Consider the following 24883-nt stretch of genomic DNA (forward strand, 5'->3'; position numbering starts at 1 on the left):
AAAACATTCTCATTGAGAATGTTAAGCATTATTTAATGTGTCACGGTAATCGGGTTTCCGTTCAAACTCACTGACAGCGAACGAGCAAAGGGGAATAATTTTTTTGCCAGTAGCACGGGCTTCTTCAACAACACGTTCAATAAGTTGGGTAGCAAGACCTTGTCCTTTATATGCGTCATCAACGTGGGTTGAAGCAATGATGATGAGTGAATCACCAGCACTGGACAATTCTACAGCACCAACTTCGTGCTCTTGATCCATAATGTAAAATCGATCGTTTCCTTTTATAATTTCCATCTTATTTATCCTTTCTAATGTATTTTAAGGCACCACTTGGGCATGAATCAATAAGTGCAGCAACCTCATCGGCTGGCGCATTATCTGCAAGAATCCATGGTCGACGGTTGGTGTCGAAAACGTCATGTAATCCGCGAACACAGACTCCAGAATGAATACAAACACTGCCGTTAAAGAAAATATCAATAGCCTCACCGGAATATTTGCGATATCCCTGATCAATCAATTCTTTTTCTGTCATCATAAGAGCCTCCTTTTCATTAATTATAGGGGCTTCCTTGGCAATCTACAAATTTGTGAAAAACCATTTGAAATCAAATTTCATTATTGCGCGACGAATGTTAAAATTTTCAGTCAAAACCGTGGGAATGCAAAGAAATTATCAGTACAATAAGGGTATAGTGGAGGTAAACTATGAAATTAGAAACAATCATCAACGACCCATCACGCATTAAGGTAAATGAAGCAGTTCCATTTGAAATCCTTAATGATGATTACGTTGGCAAAAGTGACGGTGTTCACGCAGTACTTTATCCGATTACCCATGAGGAAGTAGTCGCCGCAGTAAAGTATGCAATTCACCATGATTTAAAAATAATTGCCCGCGGTTCTGGAACCGGACTTTCAGGTGCAACCGCTCCTGTAGCTCAGGAACTTGTCCTTGATTTATCGCGCATGAATCGCATTCATGGCTTAGATGAAAGCACCATGACACTCACAGTCGAACCGGGTGTTCAGCTTCATGAAATCCAAGAATATGTAGAATCCAAAGGATACTTTTATCCCCCCGATCCAGGATCAAAGAACTCATCAATTGGAGGGAATGTCGCAACCAACGCTGGTGGGATGCGTGCAGTTAAATATGGCGTCACACGTGATTACGTTAAAGCACTACGGACCGTTCTAGCAACTGGTGAGACACTTGAACTTGGAAGTATCAATGTAAAATCCAGTTCGGGATATGATTTAAAAGATTTATTCATCGGTTCCGAAGGAACATTGGGAATTACTACACGCATTGATTTAAAAGTAATTCCATTACCAAAATATAAGAAATCATATGTCGTTGCCTTTGAAGATTTGACGTTGGCGACACGTGCAGTTGCTGCAATTCTTCAAGAAGGTATTGACCCAACAGCATTAGAATTTTTTGAACGCGATATGATGGATTTAAGTGTTGCGCAAACAGGCATCACATTCCCTGTCGCAGTTGGGAAATCTTACTTACTTTTAACACTTGATGGTGATACCGAGACATCGATTGCGAGCCGCGAAACTGAACTGCAACGCGTCGTAACTGAACATCAAGCAATGGCCTTTATGCCCCTCAATTCTGATGAACTTGAGCACAATGTCTGGAAACTCCGTGACAATTTACTCGCAGCAGTCGTAAACTATACCGAGCAAGTGACGATGGATGAAACAGTTCCTATTAACCATGTCGCAACATTATATGAATATACGAAAGATTTAGAAGCTGAATACGGAGTTCAACTCATGAGTTTTGGCCATGCAGGGGATGGAAACCTTCATACCTGTGTAATGCGAGGTGATTTAGATCAAGCAGCGTGGGCAGAAAAGAAAGCTATCGTACTTGAAAAGCTTTATGATCGAATTGCGGAATTAGGTGGACTTCCTTCAGCAGAACATGGCATTGGATTAATTAAGAAACCTTATTTCCATAAGATGACACAACCGCTGTATTTGGATATGATGCGAAAAATTAAAACAGCATTTGATCCAGAGAACAGACTGAATCCAACAAAAGTAATCTAACTAACTTACAAAAATGTACGTTGTATTAATCGACTAATACAGATATAATGGTATTAGAAACGAGGTGTAAACTATGGAAACACATACACAAACAAATGAATATATTGACATCTTTATGTTGAACAATGGAAAATACTTTCCTAGTTCACAACGTCATGAGATTGCACAACGACTACGACTCATGCCAGAAGATCGCGTGCGTTACGTCAGTACACTAGATTTTAAGGATCCAACTGTATCCTTAATTATTTCAGCAGTTGGGGGAACTCTTGGTATCGACCGATTCTTTATTGGTGATATTGGCATGGGGTTATTAAAACTATTCACTGCAGGTGGCTGTGGCGTGTTATGGTTGATTGATCTATTCTTGATACAAGAACGTACACGTGAAATCAACTATCAAAAAATGAATGAATTCCTTCGTTACTAGCATGTTTAACGATTTAAAAAAAATTCCGCAACGATTATATGTAGGTTTAGGGGTAACGGCGATTGCGTATGCTTTATTCTTTATGCTAACGCCCTTTACCTGTCCGATCCGTGCGATAACGGGTGTCCCTGATCCCTTTTGTGGGACGACACGCGCATGGTTAGCTGCACTTCAAGGAAATTTTGGGGATGCATTTTGGTATCATCCGCTCTTTCTTTGGGCACCATTACTGTTGCTGGTCATCATTCTATACATGTCGACACATAAAGAACGGTATCTATTTTTAAGTGTGGTAGGTGTCTCAGCCTTTTTGATCATCTATCTCATACGACTAACATTATTTGTCATACCTTAAGGAGCATGTGTATACAAGCTCCTTTTGTGTTCTAGTTAAGTCCGGAGGTCCTATGAAAAAAATTTACCCAGTAATTGCTGTGGCATTACTTGTGGGGTTAATCACCTATTTTCCACCTTATGTTACGACTCAAAGTCCAACAGATGTTGCGGCTGGTGCGACACCACCCCTTGGTGTTGTACGGGATGGAAATACCTATAAAGTATGGAATGTACAACATATCGGCATAATATTGGTCTTCGAGGGTCTAGCAATCCTTGCAATGGTTGTGCATGAACAGAAAAAAACCACATCGCAGCAATGACGCGAAATGTGGTTTTTTTTATTATTTTAGGTAGGCAATTCCTAAATCAATAGTTGCTTGAATTGCATCTTCATGGGTGCGTTCAAAGCTATGCGAAGCATCGACGCCAGGACCAATTAACCCAACGCGGATATCATGACCAGCCCGTAATGCTGCTGAACCGTCCGACCCGTAAAATGGATAAATATCAATATTGAACGGAATTTTATTTTCTTGAGCTAACGTAACAAGACGTTTCTTCAATTCGTAATCGTATGGGCCAGAGCTATCTTTGGCGCAAATGGTGACTGAATACTCATCAGATGTTTGTCCAGAGCCTGGAGCTGCCATATCAACAGCTATAAACTCTACAGTTTTTTCAGGAATTGCTGCAGATGCACCATGACCGACTTCCTCATAGTTCGAGATAAAGAAATGGGTTGTGTGAGCAGGTTTGATATTATTTTCAACGAAATAAGCAGCCATTCCAAATAAGGAAACGACACACGCCTTGTCATCCAAGTGACGTGATTTAATAAAGCCTGAAGGGCTTACGACTGTTCGTGGGTCAAGGTGAACAAAATCACCGACACGAATACCTAAATCTAAGACATCTTGTTTGTTAAAGACTTTTTCGTCAACGCGTACGATAAGTGTATTTTCGTTTCGTTCTGTTGCATTTGTTTTGGCACCATGAACATGTGATGAAGCAACAGTTGTGATAATACTACCGGTATAAAAAGCTGCATCTAAAGTCTCAACTGTAACATGTTCTCCTTCAATTGTCGTCCAGGCATAACCACCAATTTGTGTTAATTTTAGACTTCCATCCGCAGTAATTTCTTTTACTTGAGCACCCAACGTGTCAACGTGAGCGGATAGCGTGATATGCGCATTATCATCTATTCCAGGTAATGTAGCGATTAGAGCGCCTTTGTTTGTGCGTCGTGTTATTAAACCCATTGATTCAAATTTTGATGCAACAAATTGAATTGCGGCTTCTGTATGTCCAGTAGGACTTTTAATGTTTAATAAAGTTACTAAATCTTCGATAATTGTGTTCATATATAATCTCCTTTACAACTTATTATAGGCTTGAATTGATGCAGTAGCAAGCCACAAAAAAAGGAGGTTTCCCTCCTAAATAAATTTTAAGTAGTCGCCATATCCTTCGGCTTCCATGTCATCTTTAGGGATGAATCGTAATGCTGCAGAGTTAATACAATATCGCAAACCACCCTGTTCACGTGGTCCATCGTTGAAAACGTGACCTAAATGCGAATCAGCATTGAGCGAACGCACTTCAATACGATGCATGTTGTGCGTAAAGTCCTCTATTTCATGAACCTTCTCAATTGGTTTTGTGAATGATGGCCATCCACATCCAGCATCGTATTTATCTTTTGATGAAAAGAGTGCTTCACCACTCACGATATCAACGTAAATTCCACGTTCATAAAAATCATCGTACTCTCCAGTAAATGGACGTTCTGTAGCGCTGTTTTGTGTTACTTCAAACTGAATGGGAGTTAGTTTATCTTTGAGATCCATAGTCATGTTCCTCCTTGGATTCAATATCCAATAATTTAACTTTTAGATCGAGCCCTCCTGTAAATCCATGTAATCTTCCATCTTTTCCAATGACGCGATGGCATGGGGTAACAATCATGATTGGGTTCTTACCAATAGCACTTCCGACAGCACGAACTTTTTTAACATCACCCAATGCAATGGCAACATCGGAATAGGACCATGTCACGCCATAGGGGATGGTATTTAAAACCTGCCACACCGATTTTTGAAAATCCGTACCTTGTGGCGCAAGTTTCCACGAGAAAGTATCTAAAGTACCTGCTTGATAACGGGATAATTCATCCACTTCAAGTTCGAATGCTTGAGAGTCCTCGACAGCTGTTGGTGCGTATTTTTGGAAATCCGCATAACTATTTCCGAAATAGCGCACACCTAGATCATCTTTAACAATATAAAATGTAGTACCTAGACATTCAAATGATGTATATTTCATGGTCTCACCTCTAAAGAAATTATAGCATAAGTCGAAACTGAAACGTTTAAAGTTACTTTCATTTTCTTATCACAAAGAAAGGCGTATACTTTAGGTATAGGAGGATTTGATATGAATAATTTATATGAAGCAGTTAGCACATTTTTGGCAGACCAAATTGTGGTCGGCATGAAGATTCACAATATCCACTGGTTTATGGTTGGTGAAGGATTTTTCCCAATGCATAAACAAATGGACGAATTCTATGATGAAGCAGAAGAAAGAATTGATACTGTAGCTGAGCGTTTACTTGTTATTGGATCACGTCCACTAGGTAGCTATAAAGCAATTCTTGATCGCACAAGCATCAAAGAACTTGGAGATCATGATATTACTGCAATTGAAGGTATAAAACATTTGATTGTTGATTTTGAAACATTAAACAATCAAGCGCTTCGTGTCATTAAACTTGCAGAAGAAAATGAAGATCCAGGGACTGCAGATCATTTTACAGCGATTTCCCAAGATTTAGGAAAATCATTGTGGATGATGAAATCTTACATTAAGTAAGATCACAAATAATTATAAATGGTGATAAAAGGGCAATACCGATGATGGTATTGCCCTTTTTAGTGAATGAAATTAAAAGTCCCAAGTGTTAAGCATCTGTGTGACCCATTTGCATAAATCAAGACTTGCTTTGTTGGCAATGGCAACAACCTCATCGTGAGAGTGTTTTCCAGTTCGAAGACCAGTGGCCATATTCGTAATAACAGAGATGCCTAATACATCTAAACCAAGATAGTTTGCAACAATGGTCTCAGGAACGGTAGACATACCAATTGCATCACTACCAAGTTTACCGTACATGCGGATTTCAGCTCGAGTCTCATAGTAAGGGCCTTGGAAGAATGTGTAGATACCTTCTTTGTACTCTATATTCAGACCGTGTGCGGTATGACGTGCGTGATCACGGAGTTTTGAACTGTAAGGTTCAGACATGTCAGGGAAGCGTGGTCCCAGACGATCATCATTGGGGCCGACGAGAGGGTTTGTTGATACACCATTGATGAAATCATCAATAATCATCAAATCACCAGGCTTAAATGTTGGATTAATACCACCACATGCATTGGTGACAATGAGACTCTCGATTCCAAGTGCTTTCATAACATAAATTGGATAGGTTACTTCTTTCATTGGGAAACCTTCATACGCATGGAAACGTCCTTGCATGACAACAAGTTCTTGAGAACCAATGGTTCCGAAAACGAGGTTGCCGGCATGACCAACTAGGTGAGACTGTGGGAAATGGGGGATATCAGCGTATGAAATGGTATGGTGAACTTCCATTTCATCAACTAGACTTCCTAAACCACTTCCAAGAATAATTCCAATTCGGGGTTTAGTTGCAGTAATCTGTTGAATAAATGCAGTAGATTCATTGATTTGATTATAGAACATAAATGTCTCCTTTTTATCTATTATAACCATATCACAAAGAAAAGACTATTTTTGTGAAAAAAGGTAGTGAAATTAACGAAATAGCGAGATTATTTCACGCTCCAATATGCTCCAAATAAGACAAATTGATTGCAATGGAGGAAATCGAAAGATATAATACAAAGTATCATAACTGAAAAGGGGTAAGGTTTATTCATCTTGATTTCACTTTAAACAATATAATCTTTCATTTTATGCATAAACATGAAGAAAATATTAAATTTATAGCTAATGTTAGTGAAAGTGTGAAAATAAGTTGAAATAAACAACTTACGGTGGTAGTATTGGTAGGTATGAAAAAAGGAGACATTATTTTAATGAAGAATTCAAAGAAAGTAAGTATTAGCGTCTTAATCTTACTGGCACTGTTATTAACAGGATACACATGGTCATACTGGAATGCTGGTACGATCAAACCCCACCTAACTGAAAATGGCGAAAACACAGTTGTATTAGGAGCGGCCAAGAACCAAGAAGTCGAAACAACGTTAACGATTGCTCCCGGATCAACAACGAAACCATTGATTCCTGCTGATATTTATAACAAACTATCCGAAGGCGAACGCTCAACTTTTAGTTCTAAGGCTGCACTAACAATTAATGCAACATGGACTGAAAACCAAATCGGTAAAGAAATTGCATCAGGTGCACAGGGAACAATCAAAGCTGAAATTCTCGGTGTTTCTATTGATGGAATTGACGTTAACCATACTGACAACAAGATTGCAACATCACTCATCAAACCAACATTTGACGAAACGATGCCGACAATTACTTTGAATGATTCAACAGCTACTCCAATTGGTTTATCAGTAACCATGAATGAACCTAAAAATAAATCAGAATACGAAGCAATTGCAAACAAAACTATTAAAGTTAAAGTGCGCTTATCAGTAACTCCGTTATAGGTGCTATTGAATGATTGCACGAGTGTTGATAGGGATTCTAAGCATCTTAGGCTGCTTGATTGTATCTACTAAAACGTACAGTTATTGGCAATCATATGGCGTTAACTCAGCAAGTAATACTGTCGAATGCTCTGTTACAATTCATGATTACCTCGGTATCATGACACTAACGAAGGATTATGATCTCTTAAAAGATTACGATTTAAATCGTAAATACCGTATCGGTGAATTATTCGAATCACGAGGCGATATTTATGTGGTTGTTAATCCAGTCGAATCAGGAATTCACCGTGAACCATCACGATACCCTGACGACGTATCCCCCTTCAGAATATTATCTGACTCGGTGCCTGATAACGTGTCGAACAGATATTTACATGGTTTTTACACCTTCGATGACTACCATATCAGTCGGTTTGAAGATGGAAAACGTATCATGCATGAAGATATTACAACCTATCTCTTTGATGCTACCAAACGCTATAAAACTGGATATGCAGCTGTTGCATTGAATCGCAACAATCCCCAAGCATATATAAATCCCAAATTTAAAGGGAAGAATCAAGTTGTGTGGCACAAAGATAAGCTTTACATCACGAATCAAGACTATGATGGCTCGAGTCGACCAGTTCCTGGTGAATCAAAAGGATGGACTTCATTAAATGATCCAGTTTTTAATGAAAACTATCTGTATGTAAAATACAAAGGATATCCCGTATCTGTTGTAATGAATGAAAACGGAAAAAATATTGTTTATCAACTGCGAACGAAAAGCAACAAAGACCCTCAAACTGGCGAATACATCAAACCAGGTGAAAATGAAACAGTTTGGGCGTTACGAAGTGGAGAAACGTATGAACAAAAAAGAAACCACTAAACGACGTGAGGTAGGATCTATCGCATTCTACCTTATCATCGCTATTTTAGCGTTGGTAATTGGTGCAATACGCTTTTTTCCAAACGTAATGTCGCACGTCGTTAAGCATAGTTCTTATGTGGTTATCAGCGACAGTATGACACCTGTGATCAATGTAAATGATTTAATTGTTGTCAAAAGAGTAACTCCTGAGACCTTAAAGGTAGATGATATTATTACTTTTGATGTCGATATTGATGGAGACGGAACACTCGAGCTGGTTACACATTATATTGCGGAAATTGATGGAAATAACTACAGAACAAAACCAAATGTAAGTGAAACGATGGATACCTGGACAATTCACGGTAATCAAATTCGTGGAAAAGTTGTTATGACCATACCTAAAGTAGGTCATCTGCTTATCCCACTTTACAACAATGCGGTGCCAATTCTCTTGGTCGCATTAACTGCAATTGTATTGACCATAGTGCATGTCTACTATGAAAAAGATGAAGATTCCCCCAAAGATGATTTAGACACATTGCGTGTTTGAGTCGTTTTTTGGTATCTGAGTCAAGACTAATTAACAAATAGAAGAATCATTGAGGGGAAGTAATGAAACGCGATAAGTTAATTGCTTTAATTTCACTATCTGTTTTAGCGTTATTATTAACAGGTTTTACGTGGAGTTACTGGTTTGATGGAACCGTATCTCCACCATCAGAAGTAACAAAGACAAATACAATGAAAATTGGAAGCGGAGATACGGTAACCGTATCGACACAAATTGGTGATTTAAATATATTTAAAAATACAGAACTACCTCTCGTTCCAAAAGGAAAAGCCGTTGAGGGAAAGTCGGTTGATACATTGGAAACAGGATACTCAGTATCCTGGGAAGAAAATGGAACTGATTTTGCGACAGGACATCCAGGAACGCTACAGGTTGTTTATAGTAATTTTCGATTTGAAAAAAATATCGATGGAATCACAGAAAGGCGAGATGATGAGTCTTATCTCAATCTCATTCTCTTTTCGGGAACACCTATCACAGCAAATCGCGATACATCAAACCCAAATTGGGTAAACGAAATTTCATTTGGTGCAACTCGTGACATTTTCTTGGGCGATGGTAATCTCCAAGCATTTAAGCATGCTTTTCAGCTAGGGATGCCACCAACGAAAGAGCATTATGACTTTGTAAAGGAATCTACGATAGCGTTTGATATTAACATCACGGTAACGCCACAATAAGGAGTCCTAACTATGAATGTAAAAAAATATACGCCATTGCTCATGATCATCATTTTGATCACAATGACGGTGAGTATCAAAGCTATGTGGGACACATTTGATGTTGCCCGAACCCAAAAAGAATCGAAAATTTCAATGCGCATTGGTGATTTTTCATCACCTTTTGGAAATTCCGTTCCCAAATATGTCCCGGGAAATAGATATGCCGCAGGTACCATCGTACAAGACGACCAGGGTTTTTACTATCTCATTAAGCAAGACATAGATGAAACGAAATCGTATGACCTAGCCTGGTATAATCACAAAATCATGTCCATTTATAACAATAATTTGGGCGCATTTAATCCACAAAATCATCCAAACGAAGGATATACAGTATCTGGTGATATAGCGTATTTCTACAAAAATGGATCGTTTAATGCGCAACAGGTTGCATCGTACCTTACATTTTCGAATCGAAAGTATACTAAGACGCAAGGGATTCCTAAGAACCCATTTGATGGACAATCTGTAGTGTATTTCGAGAACGTTGTGTACATTGCGAATCAGAAATATAAACAGGGTCATGTCCCTGGAACGGATGTTGGTTGGACACCGATGAATCATGTTGAGTATGTGGAAAATGCCTTGTATACGAAATCCTTGCAGGGTGAAGTAGTTTCCGTGCGTTATGGTGATGCTACATATTCACTACTTACGGCAGATAACTCTAAAAACAAGGGTGTTGTAGCACCAGGTGATGATGATCGTGTCTGGAAAAAAATGGCGTAAAAAAGTGTTGACCATATTTAGCGGTCAACACTTTTTTATTAAATGGATTCGATTTGTTGTTCCGTGACACGAGTAAGACGTTTAAATTTCGGTGGTAAAGGTGAAATAAATTCCATGACTTTACCAGATTTTGGATGCTTCACAATCATTCGATAAGCATGCAATCCCATTCGCTTGATAGGATTGGTTTTCGCATCGTACTTACGGTCGCCAATAATTGGGTGACCAATATCTAACATATGCACGCGAATTTGATTTTTACGGCCTGTATCGAGTTGGACTTTAAGGAGTGAAAATTTTTCGCTTCTACGGATAACGCTGTAGTGTGTGATAGCCTCTTGACCAGTAGTCGTTGAATACATATGCGTTGTTTTGTTTTCACGTAGGAAAGATTTGATCGTATCATTTTCTTTTTGTACACGACCTTCGACAATCGCGATATAAGTGCGGTCAAGAACCGCTGCGTTCCAATCATCTTGATACATTTTCTTGACACGCTCGTTTTTTGCAAACATTAGAACACCAGATGTATCCTGATCGAGGCGGTGGACAACAAAGATTCTGTTCTTAGAGTTTTGCGTTTTGACATAATCACTTGCAAGCCGATAAGCAGTTAGCTCTTCATTCTTATTTGTTGCAACTGTTAAGAGTTTATAAGGTTTGTCGATGACAAGAATTTCATTATCTTCATACAAGATCTGTAGTGGCGTATCGCGTTGTTGATTATGTGAGACAATTGTGATTGTTTGCCCTACATAAACAGGGTCATCAAACTGTGTTGTGACCTCATTATCGATAGATATACATTCATGTTTCAGTAATGATTTAATTTTTGACCGGCTGTATGCTAGATCAGCGCTCAAAACTGTATCTAAAACTTCACCATCGCGGACTACTTTAATTGTATGTTTCATAAATTACCTCATTTCGTATTTCATTATGACAGAAAACACCTTAAATAGATAGTATCCTTATTATATATAAAGTACGAAATATTCTTTTGCAAAGGATGATTAACTACCTCTATAAATTCGATAGGGTTTGAACGGTATAATTTTTTTAAAATTATTTTTCTTGACTTTTCAAGATACACGGACTGGGGTGGTCATAATTTAGCCGTTTGCTTGTGAAAAACATGGTAAAAATCCCCAATGATGAAACAGGTTTTCAGAATAGCGGTAAGTGGTATCAAGGGCTTTAACAGTGCATATCCATGAAAAATACACCCAAATAAATAGTATGTATTTTGATGTTTAATGGAATAGCCTTGAAAACGCTTCACAAATCTGAAAATGGATTGACACACTTCTATAATGATGATAATATCAAATTGTAATAAGAATATGATTGTAATTTGTAAGAATTATATCGTAGGAACTCAATGTGTGTTAAAAACTGTTTACCATAGTTTGAAATTTACGTTTGAGTACAACTTATTTCTGATAGGAGGTACTGGCATGAGTACAGGGAAAGTGAAATTCTTTAACGCTGAGAAGGGTTACGGATTCATTACTATCGAAGGTGGGCAAGACGTTTTCGTTCATTATTCAGCAATCGAAGCAGACGGATACAAATCTTTAGAAGAAGGTCAAGAAGTTAGCTTTGATGTCGTTGAAGGTCCACGCGGAGAGCAAGCAGCAAACGTTAGAGCTATCTAATTAGTTTAGCCAAAAACAGTAACTTCGGTTACTGTTTTTCCTAAATTCAAATCTCAACCGCACCACCAAGGTGCGGTTGTTTTTGTATAATAAAAGGAGCCCACCCGACTAAAAGGAGCTCCCATATGAAGTATAAGCAATTAAATAGAAAAATAAAAGACCAAATCGATATTTTATTGAGTGTAGGATATTCGATGCGACAAGTTGGACGCGAACTGAATATTTCGCATTCAACTGTTTCGAGGTATAAAAGCAATCATTATAAGAAAAGAAAAATAGATATTCAACATAAATATAACCACTTAATCGATTACCTCAATTCTCGTTATGATCCGAAAGTCCGTTCTATCGATGTCTGCCTCAACAACTATAGAAGGTATCATCCTCATAAACCCTGTGTATCCGTTCAACAAGTGTATAACTGGATCAACCAAGGAAAACTTACGATTGACCCTCTTAGGATGTGTTACAAAAGACGTAGACGAAAGAAGCGAATGAGTGGAATGATGAACCACTTTCAATGGAATTTGGAAAATCGAACTGTGCTACCAATTAGTCTGAGACCCAATTATATAGAGGCCCGAGATGAAATCGGTCACCTTGAAATTGACTCAATAATCGGAAAGAAAAATGAAAGTGCAGCAATAATATCAATCGTAGATCGATGTTCCAGAATGAATTGGCTGATAAAGGCTGAGTATCGATTAGACTATTACACATCCTCATTAATTAGAAAATTTATAGAAGAAAACAAAATAGTAACGAAATCAATAACCGTTGATAATGGATTAGAATTTAACACAATGGGAATTACTGCAAAACGACTCGGTGTCAAACTTTATAAATGCGATCCTTACTGTTCTTTTCAGCGTGGTTCCAATGAACGAGCCAATGCGATAGTTAGAAGATTTATACCGAAAGGAAAGTCACTTTACAGCATTGGACAACAATATCTAGATGACATTGCCTTTAAAATCAACTCAATGCCGCGTAAAATATTTGACTTTAAAACTGCTTATGAGATAGAATTTTTAAAAATGAATAGTGGTGCGGTTGAGATTTGATAAAAGAAAAACAGTAACTTCGGTTACTGTTTTTTAATGGACAGAAAGTCGCATTCTATCAGAATTTAGATTATAATATCTATTAGTAAATATTGGAGGAAATTATGGTATCACCACTAAAATTTGTAATTCTAGGTTTCAGTATTCTTGCATTATTAGGCTGGTTACTGGGATACTACATTAAAATGAGAAAAGAAGAAACAATAGTTAAAGGCGTTATGTGGGGAGTGTTGAGTTACTTCCTTATGAACATTATTTTTGCGGTTGCTCAAATACCATTTGGGGACATCACAAAAATGACATTTGGTCCGCAATACGGCATGATCTGGGGAATAATGAGTGCAGTTGCATTCACGCTTGCTTCCATTATTGTTGTCCCAATTGCATATAAGAAATTTAAATTTACCAAGTGGACAACAACACATCTCTCTTTTGGGTTAATGATTTTCTTTGTTGCATCTACTTTAAGTACACTTACAAATATCTTTATGTTTGGTTTTGCGATTAATAAAGGAACCGCAGCGACAGTTCTAAACCCATCATTTACACCAGAACAAGTTGCAAATCTGGTGAACGAAGTTGTTAATAATCCTAACTTCTATTACGCAAATATATTACTGTCTCGAATTTATGAGTACATCATTTATACAGCAGGATTTGCATTAATTATTCGTGGAGTCCGCGAAGATAAACTCTTGCCTAATGCAGCAATTGCCCTTGTACTCGTCTTTATTAATGTTGCTATTACAGGATTGTTGTTTAATTTAAACATGCCAATCTTAACCGAAATTTTAAGATTTGCGTTTGCGGCTTTCGTTGGATTCAAACTATACCAAGAGTTGTTCACCAAGAAGGCATGATGAAAATTGAGTTAATTGATATCACAGATGAATATGATCATCAAGGTGTCGAAACATTCTTGTATGATATTTTCGTTCCCGAAATGTCGCGCTTCGTTGGACGATGCGAATTTCGAAATGAAACAGGGCGCGATCTTCGTTTCTACGGTAATATTGGATATGTGATTTATCCTCCTTACCGTGGAAAGAACCTTGCCTATCAAGCTACGCTTGCTCTCTTTGATATTTTGGCAATAAAAAAACCGGATGTACATGAAGTTATTCTTACATGCAATCCGGATAATATAGCGTCACAGAAAATTATTAAACGTTTGAGTGGTGCTTATGTGGAAACGGTGGATGTGGATACAGACCACGAGTTATACCACATGGGTGAAACTCAAAAAGAAATATATACTGTTAAGCTTTAACTTTACGGATAATTCCTAAGGGTGTCGATTGTGACTGTTGCCCAAGGGGATTATCTTTTAATATTTTTACCATTTGGTCCAAGTCAATTGCGGAATTGCTTGATCCAAGAATATTTCCGCCTAAATCATTAATATCAACAACAATGACATCAATGTCCTTATCGAAAAGTGCTTTTAGTTCTTTGGCAACTTCGTTTGGACGTTCAGGTCCTAGGACAACATATTCATTGTATGGTGGAATTGTATGTGATGTGGGACCATCAATTGATCGCGCTTTGTAACCAGCAACGCGGTAGAAGTCACCTTTACGTCCAAAAACTTTTGTAATTGCAGCAACACCAGCGGCAAAAATGATGCGAGGTGTTCCACATTCACGCAATGCCATCTCCATGGTTTCAGGCATACCCAAACCAATTCCGTGCGGTGTTTTTGTTACATAGTTTGAAAGAGTGTATGCAAGTTTACGCGGCTTCACATCCTTAATAGGATAGGCGCGGCCTTGCGTAATAGCAACAATTTTCTCAGTTACAAATAAAATATCGCCATCTTGAAGGAATGGTGTTGCGAACTCACCCACAACAGCATCAATCTTATCATTTGGCATTACCAACTTAGTTTTAATTGGTAAACGCTCATATTCTTGTCCATTAACGCATACGGTTAATGCTTTATTTTCATTCGCTTTTATAGTCATACAAATGCTTCCCTTCTGTACTTTATAATCATAGCGACTCAAAGGGTCATAAGCAAGTGATAACTTGCAATAATCAAGTGCAATCAAGTATAATTTCCTCAAGTGAGGTGGATATGAAGACACTATTACGTATAATTACAAATAAAATATTTGTCGTGGGGATCATCGTTGTTGCGGAACTATGGTTACTCCTGTATTTAGTATGGAATTTATCGCTAAACTATGCAACGATTTACTCAATCTTAATGTTCTTGGCGGTCCTATTGGTTATTTATGTTATTAATCGGAATGATAATCCAGTATATCGTTTGGCATGGACGATTGTGATTCTCGTCTTTCCACCAATTGGGGCGGTTCTTTACTTGTCGTTTGGTGGAAAGAAAGTACCGCGCAAACTACGAGAAAAGATCACAGATGCCTATTCTGAAAATTCGTTTTTAGATTTGGATTATAACGTCATCATGGATAATGCAGAAACAAAAAATCCGCACTGGAATCGAATGCTTCGCTACATTGTGAATACGACAAATTACCCACTTTATACGAATACAAAGTCCGTGTATTTGGAATCAGGTGAAGTGAAATTTGAAGCAATGAAAGAAGCGTTAAGAAGTGCTAAATCGTACATCTTTTTAGAGTATTTTATTATTAAAGATGGTTTGATGTGGCAATCAATCTATGAAATTCTGCGAGAAAAGGTCGCGGAAGGCGTTGATGTACGGTTGATGTATGATGATTGGGGTTGTGCACTTTTTAAAGATTTACAACAACAATGTGATGACGCAGGGATTCAAGCAATTGCATTTAACCCGCTAATTGCCCAACTGGCAATTCAAATGAACAACCGAAATCACCGTAAAATATGCGTGGTTGATGGTCGTGTGGGAATTGTTGGAGGTATGAACCTTGCGGATGAATACATAAATATTGGCAGTAAATTTGGACATTGGAAAGATACTGCAGTTATGATTGAAGGTGATGCGGTTCACTCTTTGACGATGATGTTCCTCCAATTTTGGCGATACTATTCAGAGCGCATTGAAGACCCGTTGGATTTTCAATATACCTTCCCTCAACTCGAGGAGAATGTAGGGTATGTGCTACCGTTTGGTGATGCACCGACAGATGATGTGGATATGGGGTTGGATGCTCATATGTATATGATCAATAATGCCCGTCGTTACATATATATTCAGACACCATATCTTATTATTGGATACGAAATGGTTATGGCATTGAAAATGGCTGCTCGATCGGGTGTTGATGTACGGATCGTTGTACCACATATTCCTGATAAAGTTGTCGTTAACCAAGTGACGAAATCAAATTATCAAGATTTACTTGAGCATGGGGTTCGTATTTTTGAATATGAACCAGGGTTTGTTCACTCAAAAACAGTGGTTGTTGATGATGAGATTGCAATGATTGGAACAACGAATATGGATTATCGCAGTTACTATTTGCACTACGAATGTAGTATTCTATTTATGGATAGTGAAACAGTGACAAAATGTTATGAAGACTCAATTGATACAATCAATAATCACTGTATTGAAATTACACTAGAAGAAGCACTAGAAACACCATTCATTGTACGTGTTTTTAGATCGGTTGTTCGCGTCTTCAGCGGACTCATGTAAAAGAAAAGGTTGGAAGTATGACAAAGGATAAAATTGGCTTAGTTCTTGAAGGAGGCGGCATGCGTGGTGCGTATACCGCTGGGGTTTTAAACTGGCTGTTAAAAAATGATTTGCATTTTGATTATGTGGTGGGGATATCATCTGGAGCGTTGTATGCTGGGATGTATGTTTTGGATAAACCGGAAACCCTTAAGCAAGCTGCTATTGATGTTGCTGCAGATACACGAAATGTGGGGGTAAAACCCTTGATGAAAGAACGCACAATCGTTGGTTATGAGTTCTTGTATGATGCAGTTACGCGAAAGCTTGATTATCCACTGGAAAGTATTGACACAATTCCTGGTGATATTGAAATTGGTGTCTATGATATTGAAGGTGAGCAAACTGTTTGGAAAGACAAATATGAGATTGCGAAACATCCTCGTTATATCCAAGCTGCGTGTACATTACCAATTGTTGGTCGTCGTGTATCTATTGAGGGTCGAGACTATATGGACGGAGGTATCACAACGATGATTCCTGTTCAACGAAGTATCGATGCAGGTTGTGTGAAGCATATGATTGTAACGACGAAGTCGAAAGACTATGTCCGTAAGCCGCAGGGTTTTGTATCAAGTAGTATGTTAAAAATCATCTACCGTAAATATCCGAAATTAGTGAATGACTTTTCAGATCGTGTTGATGTATACTATCGAGAACGTAAGCTTATTGATTCACTTGTAGACGAAGAAAAAGCACTCTATATGTACCCAACAGAAGAGTTAGGAATAGGGCGCTTTAAGGGATCAAAAGATCAATTTGAGAATCTATTTGAAATTGCACATCGTGACTGTGACGCACGACGTGATGAAATAATCAGTTTTTATCAAAGTGTAAAAGGATAACGATCGGGCGTATGACTTTCAAAAGTCATACGTTCTTTTGTTGTCGGATGTTCAAACGTTAACGTTGTTGCCCATAAGGCAATTTGTTGTCCAGCCTTTGCTTGCGGATTGTAGCGAGCATCACCCCACAATGGGTGGTTGCGTGATGAAAATTGCACGCGAATTTGATGTGATCGCCCCGTAATTAATGAAACAGTGACGGTTGATAAATTGTGTTCAGCATTGTAAAAACTATTTAGGATAACTAACTCTGCGTATTTCGCTTCGGGTGTATTTTTGGATACGACACGAGACATATTTGTTTTACGGTTTTTAAGCATATAATCACGTAATGTTTGTGGCTCAAGAGCGCCTTGAATGACGGCGGTATAGATTTTATCAAGTTTATGTGTTCGAACTTGGTCACTTAATCGGCTTGCGGCCTTGGATGTTTTGGCAAAAACCATGACGCCACCAACCGGGCGATCCAATCGGTGAACAAGGCCTACAAAAACGTTTCCGGGTTTATTGTAGGTAACTTTGATATAGTCGCGTACTTCAGAAAGAAGGTCATAGTCGTTGGATGCATCTTCCTGAGTTGGTTGATTTGGTTTTTTCTCAACAACAATAATGTGATTATCCTCATAAAAGATTTTCATCATAACACCACCTTGTCGTTACACCTGCAAATAGCGTTTGGTCCATTGTTGTGATAGGTAATCCAATGTCATCGCTATGTGTTGTCGTTGGGAATCCAGCACTTTGTAAGACAGCATCGAGAAGATGTCGCACTGTTTCTGGTTTTAAATCAGTTGTATAGGTATTAACACTTAGAAACAACGCTTCTTTGTCTAAAAGTTCAACAGCAGCTTGAAGTAAGGGCGCTAATTGATCTTTGATTTTCCAACGTTCGCCTTTGGGTCCACGTCCAAAGCTTGGCGGATCCATGATAATTCCATGATAGGTACGACCGCGGCGTTTTTCTCGGTTTAAAAATTTCATGACATCTTCAGTAATTGTACGAATCATTTTATCATCTAGCTGATTCAAACTAATGTTTTCACGTGTCCATTCATTCAACGATTTGAGGGCGTCAATATGGACGACTTCAGTGACGTTTGGTTCCATTGCACATGCAATGGTTGCTGCACCAGTGTAGCCAAATAAATTTAAGATACGAACTTCTTGAGAACTGGATTGAATAACGTTGCGCATCCAATCCCAATTAACAGCCTGTTCTGGAAAAACACCGGTGTGTTTAAATGAAGTGGGTCTTACTTTTAGCAGCATGTCACCGTATGAAAGGATCCATGACTCAGGGAGTGTTTTGTTGAAACGCCACTCAGTGTCGAAAAAGGCATCTACACCCATAGATGGAGCAATTGGTTTCCATGTTGCAACCGGGTCAGGCCGACGGACAACGATGTCTTTATAACGTTCTGTTTTCATACCGTTTCCGGCATCGATTACTTCGAAATCTTGCCATCGGTTACTGATGCGCATTTGGAACCTCCGTAGTGCTGTTTGAAAATGGGTAAAAAACAGCATTTTCCATAAAGAAAATTTCGTGATTTAATTCGTTTGTATCAAAGTTGGGGTCAAAGTGTTCAAACGTCTCAAAAGATATTTTTGTGCCATCTACATTAAAAGTATACGACGATATATCGTTTAACATGTAACCCTGACGTTCCATCCATCCCGTTAACATCATGCTTTGAAAACGGCGTGGGACAAGCAATGTTACGCTGTCCAATGTATTTAAAAAGTCCGAGTCAATGGATGTAGTGGGATCAACTAGCAAACCTGGAATCATCATTTCAGTTTCGTTCAATAAAGTTACTATATTTGTAATGGTTGTATAATTAGTCATAGGTCCTCGCTTATATACATGACATTATAAGGCATGCGTGGTAACGACGCAATTTATTGCGCGAAAACTCGAATAAATCTCACAGAGTAAAGGGAGTGACTATGCTATAATAATAACGGTGATAAAATGGATTACATACAAGGATTAAACAATGAACAAAAACAAGCGGTTTTAACCCGCAATAAATACGTCCGCGTTATAGCTGGAGCAGGAAGTGGGAAGACTCGCGTCCTGACAACTCGAATCGTGCATCTTATCAAAGACCTTGGATACTATCCATCGAAGATTTGTGCAATTACTTTTACGAATAAAGCTGCGAATGAAATGAAAGAAAGAATGGAGCGAATGGACTCGGATGCAATCCGAGTGCATACATCAACCATTCACTCTTTGTGTGTTCGGATTTTAAGAGAAGATTACGAAGCTGTCGAACTTGTTCGTAGTTTTACAATTATTGATACATCTGACCAACAATCGATTTTGCGTGAAGCATATCGTCTTTTTGACTATGATCGCAAGGAACTGAATCCTCGCGAAGTATTATCATATATTTCAGCTAATAAAATTGCGAATGTTAGCGTCCATCAAGCGATGATGCTTGCGGGATCGAATTATCATGAGACTAAAAAAGCGAATGTCTATGATTTCTATGTTAAGCGTCTTAAAGCACTCTATGCATTAGATTTTGATGATCTCCTTTTAGTTGTGAATAAACTACTTAAAGAGAATGAAGTCGTGCGTGATAAATGGCAACGCCGTTTCCGTGTTATTCTTGTGGATGAGTTTCAAGATGTGGATCATATTCAATATGGGATTATTGACAGTCTTGTTGGTAATGATAATGAATTATACGTTGTAGGAGACCCTGACCAGACCATTTATACGTGGCGGGGTGCAAATGTTGATTTTATCGTAAACTTTGAAAAGAAATATACCGAGAGCGAGACGATTGTTCTAAATCAGAACTACCGTTCGACACAACATATTTTAAATAAAGCCAATCAGTTGATTGAAAACAACAAAGATCGTCCAAAGAAAGATTTGTTTGCGAACAAAGAAAGTGAATTTGATGTCGAGTATCATAGCATGGATGATCCGGAATCAGAAGCATACTGGGTTGCACGTCAAATAGAAACACTTCACGATGAGAGTGGCAATTACCTAGATACTGCAGTTTTATATCGTTCGAATTACCTATCTAGATCACTTGAGAAAGCGTTAATGGCACGCCATATCCCCTATGTGATTTATGGCGGACTTCGATTCTATGACCATGCAGAAGTTAAGGATATGATGAGCTATTTACGAATGATTACGCATGGTGATGATCTCGCATTACGTCGTAGTATCGCAATTCCGCGTCGTGGCATTGGAGATAAGACGTTAGACGGCATTTTTGATCAAGCACAAGAGCGTGGGATGACGATGTACGAAAGTATGGAATATGATGTCCAAAACGGTCTCGCAAATCCCAAAATTAGAAAGTATGTTGCAATGATTCAAGATTTCAAACTTGTTGCATCTGAAAATTCAATTGAATACGTGCTGCAATATGTCTTAAAAGAAAGTGGACTTGTGTCGCATTTTGAAAAACTACAAGAAATGGAACGTATCGAAAACCTAAAGGAACTTGTGTCGGATGCGATGGCATTCGAAAAAAACCATGATGAAGGATCATTGGAAGCATACATTCAAATGGTAAGCCTTTATGGGGATCGTGAAACTGTAGTCGAAGGTGACTATGTTCGTTTGATGACGGTTCATGCCGCAAAAGGATTGGAATTTGATAATGTCATCATTATGGGCGTTGCTGATAACATTTTCCCCAATAAAAATAGCATTCAAGAAGGTAGTGGCGGAATTCAAGAAGAGCGACGTTTAATGTATGTTGCGATTACGCGTGCAAAAGAACGACTCTATGTAACCAATAATATTGGTTATAGCTTCGTATCAGGTGGTTATGGCAAACCTTCCCGATTTATTCAAGAAATGGGATTGCTAGACACACCTTCAAATCCGTTCAATCCAAGTGTTATACGGGAAGAGGCACAAACATCTCTTGCAACATTTGAAGAAGAAGTCCGTGCAACGCGTACGAATAATTTTAAGAAAGCTGATGTCGTCATTCATGATGATTTTGGCGAAGGTATTGTGATTCGTGTGGAAGACGATACAATTCGTGTTGCATTTAATTTCCCACATGGAACTAAAACTTTATCACGCAAATTTAAAGGAATACGCCGGAAAGAGAGTATGTCATGATAAGAGAAGAAATCGAAACACTCCGTAAACAATTACATCAGTATAACTATGAATATCATGCACTCGATGCCCCAACAATTTCGGACGTCGAATATGATCAATTGTTTCAAAGACTTCAGACTCTTGAACAAGAACATCCGGAGTTCTCTGATCCCAACTCTCCCACACAAAAAGTGGGAGGTGTAATTGCTCAAGGATTTAATAAGATTACACATCGCTTTCCTATGTATTCATTAGGAAATGCGTTTTCGTTTGAAGATTTGGAAGTTTTTGATCAGCGTATCCGAACACAATTCCCAAATGTAGAATACATTGTAGAACTGAAAATTGATGGACTTGCGATGTCTATTGATTATGAAGATGGACAATTTGTTCAAGGAGTTACCCGTGGTGATGGCCGTGTTGGTGAAGATGTGACTGCTAATATTCGTGTCATTGACTCAATTCCACTTCGACTTAATGAAGACGTTGATGTGACGGTTCGTGGCGAGGTGTTTATGCCTGCATCGTCATTTACCCGTGTTAATCAAAGTCGTCTCGAACATGGTGAAGATGTCTTTGCCAATTGTCGTAACGCGGCTGCAGGAACCATTCGGCAATTAAATCCGAAAACAGTTCGTGAACGGGGACTCGATGGATTCTGGTATACCTTAGTCAATGCAGAAGAACTTGGGATTTTGAGCCAATCGGATGCATTAGACTATTTGAAAAAAATTGGTTTCAAGGTCAATCCAGAAGTGAAGAAATTCGATTCAATCGAAGCGGTATATGCCCGAATTCAAGAAATTGAGCAGAATCGTGACACCTTTGGATATGATATCGATGGCGTAGTTGTTAAAGTCAATCAGTTCGCAATTCAAGAATCTCTTGGATTTACAGTTAGAACACCACGCTTTGCGACAGCTTACAAATTTAAAGCGGAAGAAGTAAAAAGCACCGTTGAAGATATTTTTGTAACGGTTGGTCGGACAGGGAAAATAACCCCAAATGCGCAACTCACGCCAGTACAAATATCTGGGTCACTCGTTAGCTATGCAACATTACACAATGAAGACTACATCAAAAATAAAGATATTCGAATAAACGATACCGTAAGTGTTCGTAAAGCAGGAGAGATTATTCCTGAGATCGTCAGTGTGGACGTTTCGAAGCGGAGTGTATCAGCAGTCCCTTATGAGTTCCCTAAGCATTGTCCAGTATGTGGAGAAGTTTTGGTTCGATTTGATGGAGAAGCTGACCATTACTGTGTGAATTCGGAGTGCCCTGCTAAAATTGCAGAAGCATTGGTGCATTTCGCCTCACGTGAAGCAATGAATATTGATACCCTTGGTGAAAAAAGGGTCTATCAACTTCATGATGCAGGACTACTCCAAACAATTCCTGACATCTATACATTAAAAAATCATAAAGAAGCATTAGGTACTCTTGATAAAATGGGTGAGAAAAGTGTTGAAAAACTCCTAAATGCAATTGAAGAAAGCAAACAAAATTCGTTAGAAAAATGGCTCTTTGGATTAGGGATTCGTCATGTTGGAGCAAAAACATCAGCAGTACTAGCTGCGCATTTTAACACGATTGAAAATATAATCCAAGCAGACGTTGAAACACTACAAAGTATTCCTGAGATTGGTGTGGTTATTGCACAATCTGTTGCAACATACTTTTCATTAGAAGAAAATCAGCAACTTGTTGCCAATCTATTGTCTTATGGCTTAAGACCAGACTTTGCAAATACAGTCGTATCATCGAAATTTAGTGGGAAGAAATTTGTCTTAACCGGAACGCTCCAAACAATGGGACGAACAGATGCTAAAAAAATCATTGAATCACAAGGTGGTAGCGTAAGTGGCAGTGTCAGTGCGAAAACCGACGTGGTAGTCTATGGTGAAAGTGCAGGGTCAAAACTAGAGAAAGCCCAACAACTTAATGTGGAGACATGGGATGAAGCGCGCTTTATAAGGGAGGTGGAAACATCATGAAAAAAATACTTACAATAATATTAGCACTATTAGTTCTTACTGGCTGTATTCAAGGTTCCAAAACACCAACGAATGAAACCACCGAGACAACGCAAATCGTAAGTGCGGGGAAAGGAGAGTACTCAATCATTACTCCGTACTCATCTTCGCCGTTACGTCAAGGCTATGCGACAGCGATGCGTGAAATTGATACGATTGAGATTGGATCGCGTTTGCAAGAATTGTCGAAAGAGTATTTTTCTCCAAGCACTTATTATATTGCTGAGGGAAGTATCATCACACAAGAGCACTATCAGCACCTCATTAATCGTCGGAGTGATGACTATCCATACTCTCTAAACTCTCCAAGTGATGGTTCCGAACCATATGTTGAAAAAGTGAAGGATGAAAAAGGAATCGTGACTAAAACTGTAACTATTCCAAATCCAATGTTTGTTCACAGTATTTATGAAATGAATTTTTATAAAAACAAAGACAAAGCCGAGCTTAACGGTATTAGTCTGGGTGTTGTATTAGATCGTAACCAGATAGTGAATCGTGAAACAGGACTTACTCAAGCAATTACCGATGAGTCGCTCTTTCAAATAGCAAATGACATTATCAGTCCTCGATTGGAATCATACATGCGTAAGATTCCAGGTATGGAAACAATGCCAATGATGATTGGTTTTTACGTTCAGGACAGCGTCGATGATACATTGAATGGACGGTACTTACCAGGTCACTTTATTGGTCATGCTTACTACGATAATGCGAAGACGATTCCAACATTGACCGCGAATAACGAACGTTGGATGTACATGGGTTCAACACTTGCAACCCAGCAACTTCCTCAATCAAGTAGCAACTTCCAAATCTTCAAACGCCGTGTTCAAGATTTTATTGCTGATGAATCTGTAGGCGTGGTTGGTCAAGCATTTGTAGTTGATAATGAAGTAAAAAAATATGTCATTGAAATAACGATGGGTGCAAAAACACAACTCGAATTTCATGGACTGACCCAATATGTTAGCACGTTAATTAGTAGTATTGATTCAAATCAAGTTCCCGTTGTAGTTAATATAAAACTTTTCCAAAATACACGTGCAGTCATTAACTATCAACCGGGAAGCAATCCAGTCATAACTGTTATATAGGAGGTA

Annotated in this window: 30 protein-coding genes; 19 read left to right on the plus strand and 11 right to left on the minus strand. The window is 38.5% G+C overall.

The features are described from left to right. Positions 1-21 precede the first annotated feature (21 nt). Together G7061_RS02830 and G7061_RS02835 are read right to left on the minus strand one after the other, a co-directional pair. Positions 22-297, minus strand: a complete 276-nt coding sequence (locus G7061_RS02830) for a GNAT family N-acetyltransferase (protein WP_159635727.1) — start codon at positions 295-297, stop codon at positions 22-24. 1 nt (position 298) lies between these two features. Continuing rightward, the gene (locus G7061_RS02835; protein ID WP_236262211.1) at positions 299-541 is read right to left on the minus strand and encodes a (4Fe-4S)-binding protein; all 243 of its coding nucleotides are present in this window, start codon (positions 539-541) and stop codon (positions 299-301) included. A 170-nt stretch (positions 542-711) separates the two neighbouring features. Between G7061_RS02835 and G7061_RS02840 the strand changes: the two genes are divergently transcribed. The 4 genes from G7061_RS02840 to G7061_RS02855 all read left to right on the plus strand — a co-directional run bounded on the left by G7061_RS02840 (position 712) and on the right by G7061_RS02855 (position 3162). Beyond that, on the plus strand, positions 712-2073 hold the full coding sequence (locus G7061_RS02840) for an FAD-binding oxidoreductase (RefSeq protein ID WP_166118741.1): 1362 nt from the start codon (positions 712-714) through the stop codon (positions 2071-2073). A gap of 73 nt (positions 2074-2146) precedes the next feature. After that, the gene (locus G7061_RS02845; protein WP_159635721.1) at positions 2147-2503 is read left to right on the plus strand and encodes a TM2 domain-containing protein; all 357 of its coding nucleotides are present in this window, start codon (positions 2147-2149) and stop codon (positions 2501-2503) included. An 82-nt stretch (positions 2504-2585) separates the two neighbouring features. After that, entirely contained in the window at positions 2586-2858 is a 273-nt protein-coding gene (locus G7061_RS10990) for a DUF2752 domain-containing protein (RefSeq protein WP_370456905.1), read from the plus strand. Between the two features lie 52 nt (positions 2859-2910). Further along, positions 2911-3162 (plus strand): hypothetical protein, encoded by a 252-nt coding sequence (locus tag G7061_RS02855; protein WP_166118744.1) that lies wholly within the window; start codon positions 2911-2913, stop codon positions 3160-3162. Between the two features lie 21 nt (positions 3163-3183). Here G7061_RS02855 and G7061_RS02860 read toward each other — a convergent pair whose 3' ends face one another. The 3 genes from G7061_RS02860 to G7061_RS02870 form a co-directional block, all read right to left on the minus strand. Further along, positions 3184-4206 (minus strand): M42 family metallopeptidase, encoded by a 1023-nt coding sequence (locus tag G7061_RS02860; RefSeq protein WP_166118750.1) that lies wholly within the window; start codon positions 4204-4206, stop codon positions 3184-3186. 75 nt (positions 4207-4281) lie between these two features. Further along, the gene (gene msrB, locus G7061_RS02865) at positions 4282-4692 is read right to left on the minus strand and encodes a peptide-methionine (R)-S-oxide reductase MsrB (protein WP_159635709.1); all 411 of its coding nucleotides are present in this window, start codon (positions 4690-4692) and stop codon (positions 4282-4284) included. Beyond that, a complete protein-coding gene (locus tag G7061_RS02870; protein ID WP_166118755.1) occupies positions 4676-5167 on the minus strand; it encodes a methylated-DNA--[protein]-cysteine S-methyltransferase in 492 nt (163 codons plus the stop codon). Before G7061_RS02870 ends, msrB begins: the two co-directional genes overlap by 17 nt. A gap of 111 nt (positions 5168-5278) precedes the next feature. Between G7061_RS02870 and G7061_RS02875 the strand changes: the two genes are divergently transcribed. Next, positions 5279-5716: a Dps family protein gene (locus G7061_RS02875; protein ID WP_159635703.1), complete on the plus strand. Its 438-nt coding sequence runs from the start codon at positions 5279-5281 to the stop codon at positions 5714-5716. A gap of 72 nt (positions 5717-5788) precedes the next feature. Here the strand turns inward: G7061_RS02875 and G7061_RS02880 are convergent, their stop codons facing one another. Beyond that, positions 5789-6610, minus strand: coding sequence for a purine-nucleoside phosphorylase (locus G7061_RS02880; RefSeq protein ID WP_159640913.1), 822 nt, complete (start codon positions 6608-6610; stop codon positions 5789-5791). A 356-nt stretch (positions 6611-6966) separates the two neighbouring features. Between G7061_RS02880 and G7061_RS02885 the strand changes: the two genes are divergently transcribed. The 5 genes from G7061_RS02885 (at position 6967) to G7061_RS02905 (ending at position 10441) form a co-directional block, all read left to right on the plus strand. Continuing rightward, positions 6967-7557 carry a hypothetical protein gene (locus G7061_RS02885; RefSeq protein ID WP_159640910.1) on the plus strand — a complete coding sequence of 197 codons (591 nt, stop codon included), beginning with the start codon at positions 6967-6969 and terminating at the stop codon, positions 7555-7557. Between the two features lie 10 nt (positions 7558-7567). Further along, positions 7568-8434 carry a hypothetical protein gene (locus tag G7061_RS02890; protein ID WP_159640907.1) on the plus strand — a complete coding sequence of 289 codons (867 nt, stop codon included), beginning with the start codon at positions 7568-7570 and terminating at the stop codon, positions 8432-8434. After that, positions 8412-8969, plus strand: coding sequence for a signal peptidase I (locus G7061_RS02895; RefSeq protein ID WP_159645320.1), 558 nt, complete (start codon positions 8412-8414; stop codon positions 8967-8969). Before G7061_RS02890 ends, G7061_RS02895 begins: the two co-directional genes overlap by 23 nt. A 62-nt stretch (positions 8970-9031) precedes the next feature. Continuing rightward, a complete protein-coding gene (locus tag G7061_RS02900; protein WP_166118760.1) occupies positions 9032-9670 on the plus strand; it encodes a hypothetical protein in 639 nt (212 codons plus the stop codon). A gap of 12 nt (positions 9671-9682) precedes the next feature. Beyond that, complete coding sequence (locus tag G7061_RS02905; protein ID WP_159645314.1) at positions 9683-10441, plus strand: hypothetical protein; 759 nt, start codon at positions 9683-9685, stop codon at positions 10439-10441. A gap of 38 nt (positions 10442-10479) precedes the next feature. On the opposite strand, the gene G7061_RS02910 is transcribed toward G7061_RS02905, so the two are convergent. After that, a complete protein-coding gene (locus G7061_RS02910) occupies positions 10480-11355 on the minus strand; it encodes an RluA family pseudouridine synthase (protein ID WP_159640895.1) in 876 nt (291 codons plus the stop codon). Positions 11356-11898: 543 nt separating this feature from the next. Here G7061_RS02910 and G7061_RS02915 point away from each other — a divergent pair. The 4 genes from G7061_RS02915 to G7061_RS02930 all read left to right on the plus strand — a co-directional run bounded on the left by G7061_RS02915 (position 11899) and on the right by G7061_RS02930 (position 14433). After that, a complete protein-coding gene (locus G7061_RS02915; protein ID WP_159635679.1) occupies positions 11899-12099 on the plus strand; it encodes a cold-shock protein in 201 nt (66 codons plus the stop codon). A 125-nt stretch (positions 12100-12224) separates the two neighbouring features. After that, positions 12225-13163: an IS30 family transposase gene (locus G7061_RS02920; RefSeq protein ID WP_166118291.1), complete on the plus strand. Its 939-nt coding sequence runs from the start codon at positions 12225-12227 to the stop codon at positions 13161-13163. A gap of 104 nt (positions 13164-13267) precedes the next feature. Next, positions 13268-14023 (plus strand): hypothetical protein, encoded by a 756-nt coding sequence (locus G7061_RS02925; protein ID WP_159645310.1) that lies wholly within the window; start codon positions 13268-13270, stop codon positions 14021-14023. Next, positions 14023-14433, plus strand: coding sequence for a GNAT family N-acetyltransferase (locus tag G7061_RS02930; RefSeq protein WP_159635673.1), 411 nt, complete (start codon positions 14023-14025; stop codon positions 14431-14433). Before G7061_RS02925 ends, G7061_RS02930 begins: the two co-directional genes overlap by 1 nt. Here G7061_RS02930 and G7061_RS02935 read toward each other — a convergent pair. Next, a complete protein-coding gene (locus tag G7061_RS02935; RefSeq protein ID WP_159635670.1) occupies positions 14423-15127 on the minus strand; it encodes a coenzyme F420-0:L-glutamate ligase in 705 nt (234 codons plus the stop codon). The genes G7061_RS02930 and G7061_RS02935 overlap by 11 nt on opposite strands. Positions 15128-15240: 113 nt before the next feature. Between G7061_RS02935 and cls the strand changes: the two genes are divergently transcribed. Both cls and G7061_RS02945 read left to right on the plus strand, forming a co-directional pair. Continuing rightward, complete coding sequence (gene cls, locus G7061_RS02940) at positions 15241-16767, plus strand: cardiolipin synthase (RefSeq protein ID WP_166118766.1); 1527 nt, start codon at positions 15241-15243, stop codon at positions 16765-16767. 17 nt (positions 16768-16784) lie between these two features. Continuing rightward, on the plus strand, positions 16785-17651 hold the full coding sequence (locus G7061_RS02945; protein WP_159635664.1) for a patatin family protein: 867 nt from the start codon (positions 16785-16787) through the stop codon (positions 17649-17651). Here G7061_RS02945 and G7061_RS02950 read toward each other — a convergent pair. The 3 genes from G7061_RS02950 to G7061_RS02960 are packed head-to-tail and all read right to left on the minus strand — an operon-like array spanning position 17633 to position 19500. Further along, positions 17633-18292 carry an RluA family pseudouridine synthase gene (locus G7061_RS02950; protein WP_236262208.1) on the minus strand — a complete coding sequence of 220 codons (660 nt, stop codon included), beginning with the start codon at positions 18290-18292 and terminating at the stop codon, positions 17633-17635. The genes G7061_RS02945 and G7061_RS02950 overlap by 19 nt on opposite strands. Beyond that, positions 18273-19133, minus strand: a complete 861-nt coding sequence (locus G7061_RS02955; protein WP_166082928.1) for a class I SAM-dependent methyltransferase — start codon at positions 19131-19133, stop codon at positions 18273-18275. The genes G7061_RS02950 and G7061_RS02955 overlap by 20 nt, the downstream gene beginning before the upstream one ends. Then, on the minus strand, positions 19120-19500 hold the full coding sequence (locus G7061_RS02960; protein WP_159640883.1) for a hypothetical protein: 381 nt from the start codon (positions 19498-19500) through the stop codon (positions 19120-19122). Before G7061_RS02960 ends, G7061_RS02955 begins: the two co-directional genes overlap by 14 nt. A gap of 126 nt (positions 19501-19626) precedes the next feature. On the opposite strand from G7061_RS02960, the gene G7061_RS02965 reads away from it, so the two are divergent. From G7061_RS02965 to G7061_RS02975, 3 genes are read left to right on the plus strand one after another with little or no spacing between them, the layout of a single operon-like run. Next, complete coding sequence (locus tag G7061_RS02965; protein ID WP_166118772.1) at positions 19627-21762, plus strand: ATP-dependent helicase; 2136 nt, start codon at positions 19627-19629, stop codon at positions 21760-21762. Continuing rightward, entirely contained in the window at positions 21759-23741 is a 1983-nt protein-coding gene (ligA, locus tag G7061_RS02970) for an NAD-dependent DNA ligase LigA (RefSeq protein ID WP_166082926.1), read from the plus strand. The genes G7061_RS02965 and ligA overlap by 4 nt, the downstream gene beginning before the upstream one ends. Next, a complete protein-coding gene (locus G7061_RS02975) occupies positions 23738-24877 on the plus strand; it encodes a CamS family sex pheromone protein (RefSeq protein WP_159635650.1) in 1140 nt (379 codons plus the stop codon). The genes ligA and G7061_RS02975 overlap by 4 nt, the downstream gene beginning before the upstream one ends. Positions 24878-24883: the final 6 nt, after the last annotated feature.

Origin of the sequence: Erysipelothrix sp. HDW6B (genome assembly GCF_011301115.1) — a bacterium.
Lineage (GTDB): Bacteria > Bacillota_I > Bacilli_A > Erysipelotrichales > Erysipelotrichaceae > Erysipelothrix > Erysipelothrix anatis.